Annotated in this window: 14 protein-coding genes; 13 read left to right on the plus strand and 1 reads right to left on the minus strand. The window is 60.7% G+C overall.

Annotated elements, in window-relative coordinates; translation table 11 throughout:
• Nucleotides 1-2 precede the first annotated feature (2 nt).
• The 10 genes from ASB66_RS10200 (at nt 3) to ASB66_RS10245 (ending at nt 11,772) form a co-directional block, all read left to right on the plus strand.
• Complete coding sequence (locus tag ASB66_RS10200; RefSeq protein ID WP_171430965.1) at nt 3-3,860, plus strand: baseplate multidomain protein megatron; 3,858 nt, start codon at nt 3-5, stop codon at nt 3,858-3,860.
• Nucleotides 3,861-3,902: 42 nt separating this feature from the next.
• The gene (locus ASB66_RS10205) at nt 3,903-4,142 is read left to right on the plus strand and encodes a hypothetical protein (RefSeq protein WP_060715961.1); all 240 of its coding nucleotides are present in this window, start codon (nt 3,903-3,905) and stop codon (nt 4,140-4,142) included.
• 191 nt (nt 4,143-4,333) lie between these two features.
• The gene (locus tag ASB66_RS10210) at nt 4,334-4,702 is read left to right on the plus strand and encodes a hypothetical protein (protein ID WP_060715960.1); all 369 of its coding nucleotides are present in this window, start codon (nt 4,334-4,336) and stop codon (nt 4,700-4,702) included.
• A 133-nt stretch (nt 4,703-4,835) separates the two neighbouring features.
• A complete protein-coding gene (locus ASB66_RS10215; RefSeq protein ID WP_060715959.1) occupies nt 4,836-5,510 on the plus strand; it encodes a response regulator transcription factor in 675 nt (224 codons plus the stop codon).
• Nucleotides 5,511-6,926 (plus strand): ATP-binding protein, encoded by a 1,416-nt coding sequence (locus ASB66_RS10220; protein WP_060715958.1) that lies wholly within the window; start codon nt 5,511-5,513, stop codon nt 6,924-6,926.
• 230 nt (nt 6,927-7,156) lie between these two features.
• Nucleotides 7,157-7,576, plus strand: coding sequence for a hypothetical protein (locus ASB66_RS10225; protein WP_060715957.1), 420 nt, complete (start codon nt 7,157-7,159; stop codon nt 7,574-7,576).
• Nucleotides 7,577-7,722: 146 nt separating this feature from the next.
• Nucleotides 7,723-8,871 carry a c-type cytochrome biogenesis protein CcmI gene (gene ccmI / locus ASB66_RS10230; RefSeq protein ID WP_060715956.1) on the plus strand — a complete coding sequence of 383 codons (1,149 nt, stop codon included), beginning with the start codon at nt 7,723-7,725 and terminating at the stop codon, nt 8,869-8,871.
• Nucleotides 8,868-9,317, plus strand: a complete 450-nt coding sequence (gene ccmE / locus ASB66_RS10235) for a cytochrome c maturation protein CcmE (RefSeq protein ID WP_015915397.1) — start codon at nt 8,868-8,870, stop codon at nt 9,315-9,317. The genes ccmI and ccmE overlap by 4 nt, the downstream gene beginning before the upstream one ends.
• Nucleotides 9,314-11,317, plus strand: coding sequence for a heme lyase CcmF/NrfE family subunit (locus tag ASB66_RS10240; RefSeq protein ID WP_060715955.1), 2,004 nt, complete (start codon nt 9,314-9,316; stop codon nt 11,315-11,317). Before ccmE ends, ASB66_RS10240 begins: the two co-directional genes overlap by 4 nt.
• A complete protein-coding gene (locus ASB66_RS10245) occupies nt 11,314-11,772 on the plus strand; it encodes a cytochrome c-type biogenesis protein (RefSeq protein WP_060715954.1) in 459 nt (152 codons plus the stop codon). The genes ASB66_RS10240 and ASB66_RS10245 overlap by 4 nt, the downstream gene beginning before the upstream one ends.
• A gap of 58 nt (nt 11,773-11,830) precedes the next feature.
• On the opposite strand, the gene ASB66_RS10250 is transcribed toward ASB66_RS10245, so the two are convergent.
• The gene (locus tag ASB66_RS10250) at nt 11,831-12,121 is read right to left on the minus strand and encodes a hypothetical protein (protein ID WP_060715953.1); all 291 of its coding nucleotides are present in this window, start codon (nt 12,119-12,121) and stop codon (nt 11,831-11,833) included.
• Nucleotides 12,122-12,361: 240 nt separating this feature from the next.
• On the opposite strand from ASB66_RS10250, the gene ASB66_RS10255 reads away from it, so the two are divergent.
• The 3 genes from ASB66_RS10255 (at nt 12,362) to ASB66_RS10265 (ending at nt 16,177) form a co-directional block, all read left to right on the plus strand.
• On the plus strand, nt 12,362-13,912 hold the full coding sequence (locus ASB66_RS10255; RefSeq protein ID WP_114386514.1) for a Do family serine endopeptidase: 1,551 nt from the start codon (nt 12,362-12,364) through the stop codon (nt 13,910-13,912).
• 114 nt (nt 13,913-14,026) lie between these two features.
• Nucleotides 14,027-14,761, plus strand: a complete 735-nt coding sequence (locus ASB66_RS10260) for a response regulator transcription factor (protein ID WP_411910055.1) — start codon at nt 14,027-14,029, stop codon at nt 14,759-14,761.
• A gap of 9 nt (nt 14,762-14,770) precedes the next feature.
• Nucleotides 14,771-16,177: a sensor histidine kinase gene (locus ASB66_RS10265; protein ID WP_060715951.1), complete on the plus strand. Its 1,407-nt coding sequence runs from the start codon at nt 14,771-14,773 to the stop codon at nt 16,175-16,177.
• Nucleotides 16,178-16,232 lie beyond the last annotated feature (55 nt).

Raw genomic sequence — 16,232 nt, forward strand, 5'->3', positions numbered from 1 at the left:
CGATGGCAACTCTTGTTTTCCAGGCAGCCGGTGCGGCCATTGGCAGCATATTCGGGCCTGTTGGCACCATGCTGGGCCGTGCCGTGGGGTCGCTGGCTGGCAATATGGTCGATCAGGCGCTGATCAACGGTAGCTCCACCACCACAGGCTCGCATCTGTCGTCGGCGCGGATCGGCGGGGCCAGCGAAGGCACGGCGCTGAACCGGGCCTATGGCACGGTGCGCATTGGCGGCACGCTGATCTGGGCGACGCGGTTTGAGGAAAAGACCACCACCGAAACCTCTGGAAGCAAATCCACCGGCAGCAAGACCAAGAGTTACGATTATTACGGCAATCTGGCGCTGGCTTTGTGCGAAGGCCCGGTGGCGGCCATTCGACGGGTCTGGGCGGATGGCGAGGAAGTGGATCTGACTGAGGTCGAGATGCGCTTTTATCCTGGCAGTGAGGATCAGGGCGTCGATCCGCTGATTGCCGCCAAGCAGGGCGAGGGCAATGCGCCCGCCTATCGCGGCGTCGCCTATGTGGTGTTCGAGCGCTTGCCGCTTGACGATTACGGCAACCGTCTCCCCGTGCTGCAATTTGAAGTGATCCGCCCGTTGGGCGCGCTGGAAAGCCAGGTCAGGGCTGTGACCATCATTCCCGGTGCCACCGAACATGGCTATGCGACGAAAGCCATTACCGAGGAAACAGGAGATGGCGAAGAGCGGATCATCAACCGCAACACGCTGGTGGCCGCCACCGACTGGCAGGCCTCGCTGGATGAGTTGCAGGCGGTGTGTCCCAATCTCGTCCGCGCCGCCCTTGTTGTCAGCTGGTTCGGAACCGATCTGCGGGCCGATCAATGTGACGTTGTGCCGGGGGTCGAAGTGGCGCGGCGCGACGAGGAGAGCCGTGCCTGGAGTGTTGCGGGCATCGGGCGCGCGTCGGCCCGGCTGGTCAGCCAGAACGGCGGCGGTCCCGCCTATGGTGGCACGCCGAGCGATAAAAGCGTCATCGAGGCCATCAAGGATCTCAACAGCCGGGGCATTGCCACCTGCCTCTATCCTTTCGTGATGATGGACATTCCCTCCGGTAACGGCTTGGCCGATCCCTATGGTGGAACCGAACAGGCGGCCTATCCCTGGCGGGGTCGCATCACCTGTTCACCGGCCCCTGGTCTTGCGGGTTCGCCTGACGGCACGGACGCGATGGACGCCATTGTCGAGGCCTTCATTGGCAAGACTACCGTCGATGATTTCTTCGTACTCGGCACCACGATCCTTTATACCGGCAACAAGAACGGTTGCGATAGCGGCTATCGGCGGCTGGTGCTGCATTCTGCGCTGCTGGCGAAAGCCGCAGGCGGGGTGGACAGTTTCGTGATCGGCTCGGAGCTGAAGGGCCTGACGACCCTGCGCGGTGCGGACAACAGCTTTCCCTTCGTTGCCGCCTTGATGCGGTTGGCTGAGGATGTGCGTGCCATTCTGGGGAGCCAGACCAAGCTGACCTACGGTGCCGATTGGAGCGAATATTTCGGCTACCATCCTGGAGATGGGTCCGGGAATGTGTTTTTCCATCTCGATCCGCTTTGGGCCAGCGCGGCAATCGATGCGGTTGGCATCGACAATTACATGCCGCTTTCGGACTGGAACGACGCGGATTTTACTGCGGATAATCCTGATGGGTTTACCATTGCCGATGACCGTGCCGCCATGCAGGCGCAGATCGCCGCTGGTGAGGGCTATGACTGGTATTATCCAGACCTTGCCGCCCGCAAGCGCCGTGAACGCGCCGCGATTACCGACGGGCTGGCGGGCAAGCCCTGGGTCTATCGCTACAAGGACATTCAATCCTGGTGGGAAAACCACCATTACAACAGGGTCGGCGGTGTTGAGCTTTCTACGCCCAGTGCCTGGGTGCCGAAGCAGAAACCGATCTGGTTTACCGAACTGGGTTGCCCGGCGGTGGAGCGTGGTGCCAACCAGCCGAACGTGTTTCCCGATCCAAAATCCTCGGAAAATGCGCTGCCGTATTTTTCCTCCGGTATGCGCTCGGATGCCATGCAGCGCCGGTTTCTGGAGGCGCATCTGGGCTATTGGCAGGAAGAGGCGGCACCCGCTGGCATGGTTGATGCCGACCATATCTTTCTCTGGACCTGGGACAGCCGGCCCTTTCCAGCCTTTCCCTATGATACCGATCTGTTTGCCGATGGCGACAATTGGCGCAGTGGCCATTGGCTGAACGGACGGCTGGGCGGCGGCACGCTGGCCGAGGTGATCGCCGCGATATTGGAAGATTGCGGCTTTAGCGATTACGATGTGTCTGCTGTCACCGGCGATCTCTCGGGCTATGTGCAGGGCGATGTCTCCTCGGCCCGCAGCCTGATCGAGCCGCTGACCGAGGCCTTCCTGATCGACGTGATCGAGGACGGTACTGTGCTGCGGTTCCGCTCACGCCAGGCCGCCAGCCTGAAGGCCGTCGAGACCCGGGTTTTCGTCGATACCGAAGATGAGCCGTTCTGGACCGAGACCCGGGGCGATAGCACCGATTATGCTGGGCAGGCCGTATTGGATTTTTACGATCCCGCCAATGATTATGAGGATGCCAGCGTCCGCTCGCGCCGCGTGGTGGGAACCTCAGCCAAGCTTTTGTCCAGCGATCTGCCTGCGGTGCTGGATGAGGCAAGCGCTTTGGCCGTGGTTGAAACGCAATTGCGCGATCACCGGATCGGGCGGCGCAGCCTGACCCTGTCGCTGTCTCCCTCGCAGCTGGCGCTTCAGCCCGGCGACGTGCTGACCTTGCCGGAGGGGCCATCCGGCCGGTTCCTGATAACGCGTATTGAGGACAGCAGCACGCTGTCGTTGGAATTGACCGAAGTGGCAGCGCCGGTGTCCAGCGCGATTACCGTTGCCAGCAGCGGGCGGGTGCAGAGCGGGCGGGCCTCGGACGGGTTTGCGCCGCTGTGGCGGCTGATGGACCTGCCGCGCCTTGATGATGGCGCGGACGGCAGTTTTGCCCGCGCGGCGGCCTATGCCAGCCCCTGGCGCAAGATCGTACTGTCGTCATCCGCCGAGACCGAGAACTATGCGACCCGTGTCGTGGTGGATGGCCCGGCAACCCTCGGCAGCCTGTCATCGGCATTGGCTGCGGGTGTGTCGGGCCGGTTCGACAGGGCCAATCGTCTGACCGTTACTCTATCGCATGGCAGTTTTTCCTCCGGTTCGCGGCTGTCGGTGCTGAATGGCGACAACCGTCTTGCGATCAAGGCCGCCAACGATGTCTGGGAGGTGATCGGTTTCCAGACGGCGGAGGAGGTGGAAAGTGGCGTCTGGCAATTGTCCGGCCTGCTGCGCGGTCTCTATGGCACGGAGGATGCCATGGTGGCCGGTGCCGTTGCGGGCGCGCAGGTGGTTCTGCTCAACAGCGCGGTCACCGCGCTTGATCTTGCCGACAGCGAAATCGACCTGACGCTGAACTGGATTGCCGAGGCGGCCGGCACCAGCCTTGCGGCCAAGGGCCCGGTCAGTTTTTCCGGCAGATTGCGGGCGCTGACCCCGCTTTCCCCGGTGCATCTGCGCGCCAGCCGCGCGCCCAGCGGCGATATTGCGTTGACCTGGGTCCGGCGCGGCCGCACGGATGCCGACAATTGGACACCATCCGATATTGCGCTGGACGAGGAAAGCGAGCGCTACCAACTCGATATTCTCGACGCCGGGCAGGCGACCCTGCGCAGCGTCACCCTGACATCTGCGGGTTATGCCTATAGCGCCGATTTGCAGGCCGCAGACTTTGGCGCAACACCCTCGACGCTCGCCATCCGGGTCCGCCAGATTGGCCGCCATGCCAGCGGCATCGCCGCTGAAGCGGCATTCACGTTCTGATCTTCAATCCGAAAATCTCCACTGAAAACAAGGGAAATCGATATGAATGACGGCAAACCATGGTATCTGTCCAAAGCTGTCTGGGGTGCGCTTGTCGCCATCCTGGCGTCAGGCCTGCAACTCGGCGGGTTCGAGCTCGGCCTGTTGGAACAGGGACAATTGACCGACGCATTGGTGGCGCTGGCCGGATCGGTTGGCGGGCTTGTGGCGCTCTATGGCCGACTGGTGGCAAGCCACGCCATCGTGTCCAAATCGGATATGCTTCCCCCGGAGAAAACTTGAGGTTGGCGCAGCCAAATGCCCGCATTACCGCCAATAAGGCCGATACTTTAATAAATTGAAATGCTTGGGCTGTCGCAGAATTGTCATGCCTGCTGAACAGTGGGCCAAGATTACCAGGCATTCATTTGCCATTCAGCCGTTCTTCGGTAACACTTACGCCACGATAACCGAATGCGGCAGAGTGGCAGTTGATGGCATCCAAATCGATCATAGGCAGTATCGCGGCCGGGCTTATTGCCTGGACGGTACCGGTGACCACAGCGCCGGTCCCCGATGCCGTGCCTATGTCGCAGATGGTGCCTGGCCAGAGCGCTTCGTCTTCACCTGTCATCGTCCAGGCGCAGAACCAGAATCAGAACAGTGACAATTCCGACAGTAACGACAGCAAGTCCAACGGCAGAGTTGATTGCCGTTCGGCAGCGCTCAGGGCCGTGGAGCAGGCGGGCGGGCAATTGCTTTCCGTGCGGCTGTCGGGCGGCCAATGCGTGATCACCATTCTCGTGCCGGGCACCGGCGACAACGCAAGGCCCCGCAAGATGACGGTCCAGGTTTCGCGTTGAGGCTGGTTTTGGGCCAAGGAGTAGTGTAAGACTTTCTATCTGTTGGATATTTTTTCTCATGCGGCTGGTTTTACTGGACCTGCGCGCAAGATCGCCCGGCTGGTGCCAGCATGGCAAAACGGAGAAGTGAAGAATGCGCATTCTCGTCGTCGAGGACGATGTCAACCTGAACCGCCAGCTGGTCGAGGCGCTTCAGGAGGCAGGCTATGTGGTCGACCAGGCCATGGATGGCGAGGAGGGGCATTATCTCGGTGATACCGAACCCTATGATGCCGTGATCCTCGATATCGGTCTGCCGACCATGGACGGCATTACCGTTCTGGAAAAATGGCGCTCTGCTGGGCGTGTGATGCCGGTCCTGATTCTGACGGCCCGCGACCGCTGGAGCGACAAGGTGTCCGGTATCGACGCCGGGGCTGACGACTATGTCACCAAGCCGTTCCACGTCGAAGAGGTGCTGGCGCGCATCCGGGCGCTGATTCGCCGCGCCGCCGGCCATGCCTCCTCGGAAATCGCCTGCGGGCCGGTGCGGCTCGATACCAAGAGTTCCAAGGTCACGGTTTCGGGCAAGGCGCTGAAACTCACGTCCCATGAATTCCGGCTGCTGTCCTATCTCATGCATCACATGGGGGAGGTCGTGTCGCGCACCGAGCTGGTCGAGCATATGTATGACCAGGATTTCGACCGCGATTCCAACACGATCGAAGTGTTTGTCGGGCGGCTGCGCAAGAAGATCGGTCTGGACATGATCGAGACCGTGCGCGGTCTCGGCTACCGGATCAAAGCGCCTGACAGTGTCGAGGGCTAGGTGTTTCGGGTCAAGTCTCTCACCCTTCGCGTCCTGCTCTCCGCCACTCTCTGGTATATCATCGCGCTGGTCACCATGGCCGTGGTGATTTCGGCGCTTTATCGGCAAGGGGCCGAGCGCTCCTTCAACGATCTGTTGCGCGCCCAACTCTATAATGTCGTCAATTCCGTCACGGTTGGCGATGGCGAAAGCCTGTCCGGCAGTCCGGCGCTGGGTGATCTCAGGTTTTCGCAGCCCGGAACCGGCTGGTACTGGCTGGTCGAGCCGCTCGGTTCCTTCAATGCCGCGCCGCTGGCCTCCACCTCGCTGGGGCTGACCAATCTGCCGGTGCCAAGCTTTGAGGAAAGCCCGTTCGACCAGAATTACGAGCGGTTTTACGGCATGACCGACAGTTTCGGCAACCGGCTGCGGATCGCCGAGACCGAAGTCATCCTCGACGAATCGGGTCGGGCAGCACGGTTCCGGGTATCGGGCAATCTGAAAGTGGTGGAAGACGAAATCACCGGATTTTCCCATCGGCTTTACGCCGTTCTGGCGATGTTCGGGGTCGGTGGCCTGCTGGTCAACGCCGTTACCATTATCTTCGGCCTGAAGCCGCTGGATCGGGCGCGACGGGCTCTGGAGCGGATCAGAGGCGGCGAGGCCGAACGAATTGAGGGTGAATTCCCCCGTGAGATCGAGCCGCTGGCCAATGAAATCAACGCCCTGATCGATAGTAACCACCGCATTGTCGAGCGCGCCCGCATGCAGGTCGGCAATCTCGCCCATTCGCTGAAGACCCCGATTGCCGTACTGCTCAACGAGGCGCGGGTGCTTGATCCGCCGCATGGCGAGGTGATCAAGGCCCAGGCATCCGCCATGCAGAGCCAGGTCGGCACCTATCTCAACCGTGCCCGCATTGCTGCCCAGCGCGAATCGGTGCTGTCGCGCGCCGAAGTTGAGCCGGTTCTGGAACGGCTGGTGCGGGTTATGCGCAAGCTTAACCCTGACAAGCAGTTCGAGGTTCAACTGGAGAGTCAAGCCTCAGGCCAAGGCCTGGTTCTGGCGATGGAAAGCCAGGATCTCGAGGAAATCCTGGGCAATCTCCTGGAAAATGCTGCTCGTCACTCAGAAACCACTGTTGCGGTGACGGCACGGATCGCGCCGACCGGCGAGGTCGGGCTGGATCCGGGGCGTAGGGCTTGGCTGGAAATCATCGTCGAGGATGACGGCCCGGGTCTTGACCCCGACCAGATCGGCGAGGCGCTGAAACGCGGTCGCCGGCTGGATGAAAGCAAGCCCGGCACCGGGCTGGGCCTGTCGATTGTCAAGGAAATAACCTCGGAATACCAGGGCAAGCTTGGCCTGTCGCGCGGTATAAACGGGGGGCTGCTGGCCAGGCTGGTTTTACCCGCCCTGTCGCGGGACGGGGCGTGATGCGGCTTTGGCGCCAGATGATGCCTGCCAGCGGATGTCGAATTGAAAAGCCGAATTCGGATTTTTCTGACACGCTCCAGTTTAACAAATGTCAAGTTGGCAAACTCTAAGGCACGGATCGAAATGGCGGCTTGCAAACTCGTGCGGTGTCGGGCTTATCATAAGAGACTACAGCAACGTGTGGTTTGACCACAAAATGTCATGAAAAACAGAATTTGGAATTACAGGCTATGAGGAAGATCAGCACCGGTTTTGCATTTGCCCTGCTGGGCTGCGCCCTGGCACTGACCTCCTGCAAGACGACCGGTGGCAGCACCGGCCTGCTTGCCAAATCCACCACCTCAAGCTCGCTCTATCTCAACGCGCTGCAGGGCGGCATTGTGTCGCGGACCGGTGCGGAACTGGACAACAGCCAGAAGCAGCGGGCGCTGGCGGCCGAATATCAGGCCCTGGAAGTGGCTCCCGGCGGACAGACCGTGACCTGGCGCGATGACGATGTTTCCGGCGAAGTGGTGGCCGCAGCCCCTTATCAGGTCGGCAATCAGAACTGCCGCCAATATCGCCACAAGGTGACGGTCGATGGCAAGACGGTGGAGGCACGCGGCGTTGCCTGCCGCAATGAAGACGGGACATGGACGCCGCTGACCTGAATCACATCTGCGCATTTTGATGTGTCTTGCTCTTGACTTAAGTCAAGGCTGATGGAAGCTCCGCTCCTTAAGACACAATCAGCTGTGCCAAGCGGTCTGCACGGCCTTTCGCGACGTCATAGAACCCTCCGGGTTCAGGGAGCCTTATGCTGTTCTGGGTTGAAATTGCTGTTCTGACCTTTGCCGTTGCGGCAGCCTTTCTGGTGCCATTGACGCGGGCGCAGCAGCGTGGCGAGCGCGAAACCCGTGATGGTGCGATGGCCGTCTATCGCGATCAGTTGCAGGAACTCGACCGTGATCGCGCGGGCGGGCTGATTTCCTCCGAGCAGGTTGATTATGCCCGGGCCGAAATTGCCCGCCGCCTTCTGGCCGCCGATAAAGGCGATGAAACAGGTCAGGCTGTTAAACCACCTCGCAAAGCCTCCGGCAACGGTCTGGCGCAGGCCTTTGTCGTCCTGCTGGTGCCTGCGGTCGGTCTTGGGCTTTATCTTGCTCTCGGCAGTCCCGGCCTGCCATCGCAGCCCTTGCAGGCCCGGCTGGAAAATCCCGGCAATGACATGAGCCTGTTGATTGCCCAGGCTGAACGCCATCTGATGCAAAAGCCCGAAGACGGCGCGGGTTGGGATGTTCTTGCTCCCATTTATCTGCAACAAAACCGCATGGGCGAAGCGGAACTGGCCTTTCGCAACGCCATCCGGCTGAAAGGTGCCAGCCCCGAGCGGCTGAACGGGCTTGGCGAAGCGCTGATTGCTCAGAGCGACGGCGTGGTGACGGATGCTGCTCGCGATCTGTTTTCGCAATCCGTGGCGCTAAATCGCGACAATCCGCGCGGCGCCTATTATCTGGCGCTGGCGCTGGAACAGTCCGGCAAGCGCGAGGAAGCCTTGGCGGCCTTCAAGGCGATTGCTGCCCAATCGCCGCCCAATGCACCGTGGCAGCCGCTGGTCGCTCGCCATATTACCCGCAATGATCCTCAGGCTGCTGCAACGGCGGCACCCCTTGGAAATCCTGATGCCGCCGCTGTCGCCGCAGCCCAGGGCTTGCCGGACAGCGACCGTCAGGCGATGATAAAGGGCATGGTCGAAAGCCTGGATGCCAAGCTGAAAGCCGATCCGAACAATTTCGAAGGCTGGGTGCGGCTGATGCGCTCCTATGTAGTGTTGAAGGACAACCACCGGGCGCTCGAAGCCTTGAAAACCGGATTGAAGACCTTCCCGGCCGAGGGGGAGCAAGGCAAGCAGCTGATCGCCATGGCGCAGCAATTGGGATTGCCGGTCGAGGAGGCGCTGAAATGACCCGCAAACAGAAACGTCTGGCCGTCATCGCCGGGGGCGTCGGTTTCATCATGGTGGCCGTGTTGCTGGTTCTGTTCGCTTTCGGCCAGTCCATCGCCTATTTCTACATGCCCTCCGATCTCGCCAAGACGCCTGTTGGTCCTGGCACCCGCATCCGGCTAGGCGGGCTGGTGGCGGAAGGCTCGGTCAAACGCGACACCGGCTCCACCGTCAGTTTTGCCGTGACCGATGGTACGGCCACGGTGCCGGTGACCTATACCGGCATTCTGCCGGATCTGTTTCGCGAAGGGCAGGGCGTGGTGACGGAAGGCGTGTTTGGCGCTGGCGGCACGCTGTTCGATGCCGATACGGTTCTGGCCAAGCACGACGAGAATTACATGCCGAAGGAAGTTGCCGACCGGATGAAGAAGGATGGCGTCTGGAAGGGCGAGGGAGAGGCAAAATGATCATCGAGATCGGCCATTACGCGCTGGTGCTGGCGCTGGCCGCTGCACTCCTGCTTTCGGTCCTGCCGATGCTGGGCGCCCGCAGGGGCGATACCGCCATGATGCAGACCGCAGTCACCGGCACCTATGCGCTGTTTGCGCTGGTGCTGTTTGCGTTCGGGGTGTTGGCTTATGCCTATCTGGTCTCGGATTTCTCGCTGCTGAATGCCTATCAGAATTCCCATTCGCTGATGCCCGCCATCTATCGTTTCTCGGCGGTCTGGGGCAATCACGAGGGATCGATGATGCTGTGGCTGTTGATCCTGACGCTGTTTTCGGCGCTGGTGGCGCTGTTCGGCAGCAATCTGCCCGACCGGTTGAAAGCCAATGTGCTCGGCGTTCAGGCCTGGATTTCCACGGCCTTCATTCTGTTCATCCTGATCACCTCCAATCCCTTCATTCGCCTCAATCCGGCCCCTGCCGAGGGGCAGGACCTCAATCCGGTCTTGCAGGACCCTGGCCTCGCCATCCATCCGCCGCTGCTGTATCTCGGCTATGTCGGCTTTTCCGTCTGTTTTTCTTTTGCCATCGCCGCCCTGATCGACGGGCGGATCGATGCCGCCTGGGCGCGCTGGGTCAGGCCCTGGACGCTGGCGGCCTGGACCTTCCTGACGGCGGGCATCGCCATGGGCTCCTACTGGGCCTATTACGAGCTGGGTTGGGGCGGCTGGTGGTTCTGGGACCCGGTCGAAAACGCTTCCTTCGTGCCTTGGCTGGCGGGTACTGCGCTGTTGCATTCGGCGCTGGTGATGGAAAAGCGCGATGCGCTGAAGATCTGGACGGTGCTGCTCGCCATCCTTACCTTCTCGCTGTCGCTGCTTGGCACATTCCTGGTGCGCTCCGGCGTGTTGACCTCGGTGCATGCCTTTGCCACCGATCCCAGCCGGGGGATTTTCATTCTCGCCATCCTCATCCTGTTCATCGGCGGTGCGTTGTTCCTGTTCATGCTGCGGGCTCCGCATTTGAAGGCGGGCGGGCTATTCCAGCCGATCTCACGCGAAGGCGCGCTGGTGCTGAACAATCTGATCCTGACGGTATCGACCGCGACGGTGCTGATCGGCACGCTCTACCCGCTGCTGCTGGAAACCTTGACCGGTGAAAAGATCTCGGTTGGCGCACCTTTCTTTAACCTAACCTTCGGCCTGTTGATGATCCCGCTCCTCGTCGCCGTTCCGTTCGGGCCGATGCTGGCCTGGAAGCGCGGCGATCTGCTGGGCGCGCTGCAACGGCTCTATCTGGCAGCAGCGCTGGCTTTTCTGGTTGGGCTTGTGTTCTATTATCTCCAGAATGGTGGCCCGGTTCTGTCCGTGCTGGGGCTTGCCGCAGGCTTTTTCCTGATGTTCGGGGCGCTGGCCGATCTTGCTTATCGCTCGGCTTTCGGCAAGCAGAAGGCAAGCGTCGCCTTTCGCCGGTTGATCGGCCTGCCGCGCTCGGCCTTCGGCACGGCGTTTGCGCATTTTGGCCTCGGCGTCACCGTGCTGGGCATTGTCGCGGTCACCACGTTTCAGAGCGAAATGGTGGTGGAAATGAAGCCCGGCCAGACCGTGGAAGCCGGGGGCTTTTCCCTGACCTATGACGGGCTGCGTTCTGCCAAGGGACCGAATTATACCGAGGATCGTGGCCATTTCACCATCCGGCGCGGTGGGGTCTCCGAGGGCGATGTCTGGTCGTCGAAACGGCTTTATACGGCAAGACGCATGCCGACCACCGAGGCGGGTATCCGCAGCTTTGGCTTCAGCCAGCTTTACGTCTCGCTTGGCGACGCCATGGCCGACGGCGGCATGGTGGTGCGGATCTGGTGGAAGCCGTGGATTCTCTGCATCTGGGGCGGGGCGTTGGTGATGATGATCGGCGGCTTCGTTTCGCTTTCCGACCGGCGTTTGCGTGTTGGTGCTCCAAACCGCAAGGCAAAGGCCGCGGCGGCCAAGGGGGCCATCAAGGGGCTGGAGGCGGCGGAATGAGGACGCTTTTTGCCGTCTTCCTCGGCTTCTGGCTGTTGCTGGTTCAATCCGCCTTTGCCGTCAATCCCGATGAAATGTTGAAAGACCCGGCGTTGGAGGCCCGCGCCCGTCACCTGTCGGCGCAATTGCGCTGCATGGTCTGCCAGAACCAATCCATCGATGACAGCAATGCCGAACTGGCCCGCGATCTGCGGCTTCTGGTACGCGAACGGATCGTCAAGGGCGATAGCGATGACGATGTCATCCGCTATCTGGTGTCGCGCTACGGTGAATTCGTGCTGCTGAAGCCGCGATTGACCTCGGAGACCTTGCTTCTGTGGGGCGCCCCCGGCCTGTTGCTGGTGATTGGCGTAGGAGCCGCCTTTGCCTACAGCCGCCGACGTAGGAGCGTGGCTGCGGCGCAGCCGTTGAGTGCAGATGAAGAGGCGCGGTTGAAGCGGCTCCTGGAAGAGTAGGGGCGGCCCCCACGAAAACCGGCAGGGTTTAGCCGCAGAACGCAAGGATATGTCCCTGTCAGAAAAGCGGGATCTCGATCGTTGTGGGGTGATCGCTCGCCACGCCACTCACGCCTTGACGATAGACACGGTTGGGAAGCGGGTGGGGCACGCGCTTGGCGAAAGTTGTGCGCATGAAAAGCATGACACGACGATCTGTTATCGCGTTACCGGTTGATTTTTCCATATAGATCTTTGCGGGGCGTCCTTTGGCGTCGGTTATCAAACGAATGGCGCCGATCTCCTTGTGCGGGGCGGCTGCGCAGCCGGTCAGTATCGCCGCGAATAAACAGAGTGGAATACGATGCATAGAAATCCCCGGATCGGCTCAGGATGTGTAAAGGCCGTCCAAACTTTATCAAACGACCGGCGTCGAACCTATTGAAAAACCTTTCCGGCGCGTAAATTTCCGCATTACCAACTTTTCATGTTCTGGACAGTTCGTTGTAACGTGATCCATCCTATATCTTTGTCATCCACCGCCTGAAGCCGGGTCGCTCCGGTCTTCGCACGATACGATGCCAACCAGAACAAGATAAGGTAGAGATCCATGTCGAAATCCTTCCATAATCGCTCCGTTACTTCCAGGCTGCGGGCAGGCACCGCGGCAGGGCTGGCGGCCCTGATGCTGGCGGGTGCTGTGACGGTAACGCCTGCGCTGGCCGCGCCCGTCGAGGTTCAGGCGCCGCAGGTGCCAAGCTTTGCCGATCTGGTCAGTGCCGTTTCTCCCGCCGTCGTCTCCATCCGCGTCAAATCGGATGTGCAGCAGGCCTCCGAGGACGGCAGCAATTTCTCCTTCAATGGCCGTGACTTTGACCAGCTTCCCGATCCGCTGAAGCGCTTCTTCAAGGAATGGGGCATGCCAGGCCCCGGCGGTCCGGGTGGTCCAGGAGGCCCCAAGGGCGGACCGCATGCCGAGCGTCACGGCAAGCTGCGTCCGATTGCCCAAGGCTCGGGCTTCTTCATTTCCGAGGACGGCTATGTCGTGACCAACAATCACGTGGTCTCCGATGGTCAGGCCTATACGGTGGTGATGAACGACGGCACCGAATATGATGCCAAGCTGGTCGGTAAGGACCCGCGCACCGATCTCGCCGTTTTGAAGGTCGATCAGCCGACCAAGAAATTCACCTATGTCGAATGGGCGCAGGACGAGAAGATCCGCGTTGGTGACTGGGTCGTTGCCGTCGGCAATCCTTTCGGTCTCGGCGGAACCGTCACTTCGGGTATCGTCTCGGCTTTTGGCCGCGATATCGGCTCCGGTCCTTATGACGATTACATCCAGATCGACGCGCCGGTAAACCGGGGCAATTCGGGTGGGCCGGACTTCAACCTTAGCGGCAAGGTGGTCGGGATCAACACGGCGATCTTCTCGCCATCGGGCGGCAGCGTCGGCATCGCCTTCGCTATTCCGGCGGCGACTGCCAAGGATGTCGTTGCTGAATTGATCAAGCATGGCTCGGTGCAGCGCGGCTGGCTTGGCGTGCAGATCCAGCCCGTCACCAAGGATATTGCCGAATCGCTCGGTCTGGCCGATGCCAAGGGTGCGCTGGTGGCTGAGCCGCAAACCGGCTCTCCCGGTGAAAAGGCCGGTATCAAGCAGGGCGACGTGATTACCGCGGTCAACGGCGATCCGGTTAAGGATCCACGTGATCTCGCCAAGCGCATTGCATCTTTCCCGCCGAACACCAAGGTCGATATTTCGATCTGGCGCAATGGCAAGCCGACTGCCGTCAAGGTCGATCTCGGCACCCTGCCTGCTGAAAAGGATGCGGCCAGCGGTGATGAGGACCAGGGCGCGCCCGAGCAGAACGCACCGGCCACCGAGCAGGCGCTTGCCAATCTTGGGGTCACTGTCCAGCGTGCCGATGACGGCAAAGGCCTCACGATCACCAATGTCGATCCGGATTCCGATGCTGCCGACAAGGGGCTGAAGACCGGCCAGAAGATCACCTCGGTCAATAACCAGCAGGTCTCCAGCGCCGCCGATGTCAAGAAGATCCTTGAACAGGCTAAGAAGGATGGCCGCACCAAGGCGCTCTTCCAGGTGGAAACCGACAATGGCAGCCGTTTCATCGCCCTGCCGATCAACCAGGGCTGATGATCAGGCCTTTGACGGCGGCTGGAATTTTCCAGTCGCCGTCAATCTTCCGGCAGAAGATGTGTTTTCGTGAACGAAGAGGCACAGATCATGGCATTCGGGACGGGACAAAGCATGGAAACCGGTAAAACAGGCTGTGCATCGGGCAATGCGGGCATTAATGTCACCCGCATGAAAATACTTGTGATCGAAGACGATCTTGAAGCCGCCGCCTATATGACCAAGGCCTTCCGCGAGGCAGGCATCATGGCTGACCACGCCAGTGATGGCGAGGCGGGTCTATTCATGGGCTGCGAAAATACCTACGATGTGATGATTATCGACCGGATGCTGCCGCGCCGCGATGGCTTGTCGGTGATTTCTGAATTGCGCAAGCGCAGCATCAACACGCCGGTGCTGATCCTGTCGGCGCTTGGCCAGGTGGATGACCGGGTGACCGGCCTTCGCGCCGGTGGCGACGATTATCTGCCCAAGCCCTATGCTTTTTCCGAGCTTCTGGCCCGGGTCGAAGTGCTGGGGCGACGCAAGGGTACGCCGGAACAGGACATGATTTACCGGGTCGGCGATCTAGAGCTTGACCGGCTTTCCCACGAAGTGCGCCGGGCGGGCAAGGAAATCCTGCTCCAGCCGCGCGAATTCCGCCTGCTGGAATATCTGATGAAGAATGCCGGGCAGGTGGTGACCCGCACCATGCTGCTGGAACATGTCTGGGACTATCATTTCGATCCGCAGACCAATGTCATCGACGTGCACGTGTCGCGGCTGCGCTCCAAGATCGAAAAGGATTTCGACCGGCCGCTGCTGAAGACGGTGCGCGGTGCGGGCTATATGATCAAAGACGAAAGCTGACGAGCCCCGATGTCGCGTGCCGGATTTCTGTTCAAGTCTACCGCCGTCAGGCTTTCGGCGCTTTACATCATTCTGTTTGCGCTTTGCGCCGCTTTTCTGGTGATCTATGTCACGGCGCTTTCGGAACGTCTGCTCAATCAGCAGACCCGCGATAGCCTGCAACAGGAGGTGACCGAAATCGAGCGCGCCTATGAAAAGGGCGGGGTCGAAAATCTGCTGCGGCTGATGGAGCGGCGCATGCGCCAGCCCGGTGCCAATCTCTATGTCATTGCTGGGCCAAACGGCGAATTTCTGGCGGGCAATGTCAGCTCTGTCGAGCCGGGCATGCTGGACCGCGAGGGCTGGACGAATTTTCCCTTCGCGTATAACCGCTATGCCGAAACAGGGCCTGCCCGTCCGCATCTGGCGATTGCCAATGTGCTGGCGCTGGACAATGGGCTGCGCATTCTGGTCGGGCGGGATCTGGGCGAACCGACCAAATTCCGCATTCTGGTGCGCAAAGCGCTGATGGTGGCGCTCGCGATCATGGGGGCAGGGGCTTTGGTGATCTGGTTTGCCATTGGCCGCAATGCCCTGAAGCGCATCGACCGGGTCTCTGCCGCGAGCAAGAAGATCATGGCGGGCGATCTTGGTCAGCGTCTGCCGGTCTCCGGTTCCGGCGATGAATTTGACCGGCTGTCGCGCTCGCTGAACGATATGCTGGAGCGGATCGAAAAGCTCAATGAGGGTCTTCGCCAGGTCTCCGACAATATCGCCCATGACCTGAAGACGCCGCTGACGCGGCTGCGCAACAAGGCCGCCGATGCGCTGGCCGAGGATGATGACCTGCTGCGCCGTCAGGCGCTGGAAGGGATTATCGGTGAATCGGATCAGTTGATCCGCACGTTCAACGCGTTGCTGATGATTTCCCGTGTCGAGGCGGGCTCGATTGCCGCCGAGCTTTCCGATCTCGATGCCTCCGGCATTGCTGCCGATACCGCTGAGCTTTACGAGCCGGTGGCCGAGGAGGCGGGCTATGTGCTGGCAAGTGATATTGTCCCCGGCATTACCGTTCGGGGCAATCGCGAACTGATTGGCCAGGCGATTTTCAACCTGCTCGACAATGCCATCAAATATGCGGGTGAAGGTGGCAGCGAAATCCGCATGGTGCTGGTAAAGACGCCGGGCGGTGAGGCGCGTCTCAGCGTCTGCGACCATGGTCCAGGCATTGCGGCGGAGCGCCGGGAAGATGTGGTCAAGCGTTTCGTGCGGCTGGATGAAAGCCGAAGCAAACCCGGCACTGGTCTTGGCCTGTCGCTGGTTGAAGCGGTGATGGCGCTACATGGCGGGCGGCTGGAACTGAGCGATACCGATACCGCCAATTCCGAGTGTCCCGGACTGACGGCCACCATGGTCTTTCCGCGTGTAACCGCATAAACTTCTCCCAACCCGCTATGGCCGCTTTGTAAAAGGCAGGACCGAACGAAAACAG

This window comes from Gillisella vitis (assembly GCF_001541345.2).
Taxonomy (GTDB): Bacteria; Pseudomonadota; Alphaproteobacteria; order Rhizobiales; family Rhizobiaceae; genus Allorhizobium; species Allorhizobium vitis.

Excerpts from the sequence above, each read along its gene's own strand:
- ASB66_RS10200 (WP_171430965.1), top strand. The coding sequence starts at position 3 with ATGGCAACTCTTGTTTTCCAGGCAGCCGGTGCGGCCATTGGCAGCATA.
- ASB66_RS10260 (WP_411910055.1), top strand. The coding sequence starts at position 14,027 with ATGGAAACCGGTAAAACAGGCTGTGCATCGGGCAATGCGGGCATTAAT.
- ASB66_RS10250 (WP_060715953.1), bottom strand. The coding sequence starts at position 12,121 with ATGCATCGTATTCCACTCTGTTTATTCGCGGCGATACTGACCGGCTGC.
- ASB66_RS10210 (WP_060715960.1), top strand. The coding sequence starts at position 4,334 with ATGGCATCCAAATCGATCATAGGCAGTATCGCGGCCGGGCTTATTGCC.
- ccmI (WP_060715956.1), top strand. The coding sequence starts at position 7,723 with ATGCTGTTCTGGGTTGAAATTGCTGTTCTGACCTTTGCCGTTGCGGCA.
- ASB66_RS10215 (WP_060715959.1), top strand. The coding sequence starts at position 4,836 with ATGCGCATTCTCGTCGTCGAGGACGATGTCAACCTGAACCGCCAGCTG.
- ASB66_RS10255 (WP_114386514.1), top strand. The coding sequence starts at position 12,362 with ATGTCGAAATCCTTCCATAATCGCTCCGTTACTTCCAGGCTGCGGGCA.
- ASB66_RS10225 (WP_060715957.1), top strand. The coding sequence starts at position 7,157 with ATGAGGAAGATCAGCACCGGTTTTGCATTTGCCCTGCTGGGCTGCGCC.
- ccmE (WP_015915397.1), top strand. The coding sequence starts at position 8,868 with ATGACCCGCAAACAGAAACGTCTGGCCGTCATCGCCGGGGGCGTCGGT.
- ASB66_RS10205 (WP_060715961.1), top strand. The coding sequence starts at position 3,903 with ATGAATGACGGCAAACCATGGTATCTGTCCAAAGCTGTCTGGGGTGCG.
- ASB66_RS10245 (WP_060715954.1), top strand. The coding sequence starts at position 11,314 with ATGAGGACGCTTTTTGCCGTCTTCCTCGGCTTCTGGCTGTTGCTGGTT.
- ASB66_RS10265 (WP_060715951.1), top strand. The coding sequence starts at position 14,771 with ATGTCGCGTGCCGGATTTCTGTTCAAGTCTACCGCCGTCAGGCTTTCG.
- ASB66_RS10240 (WP_060715955.1), top strand. The coding sequence starts at position 9,314 with ATGATCATCGAGATCGGCCATTACGCGCTGGTGCTGGCGCTGGCCGCT.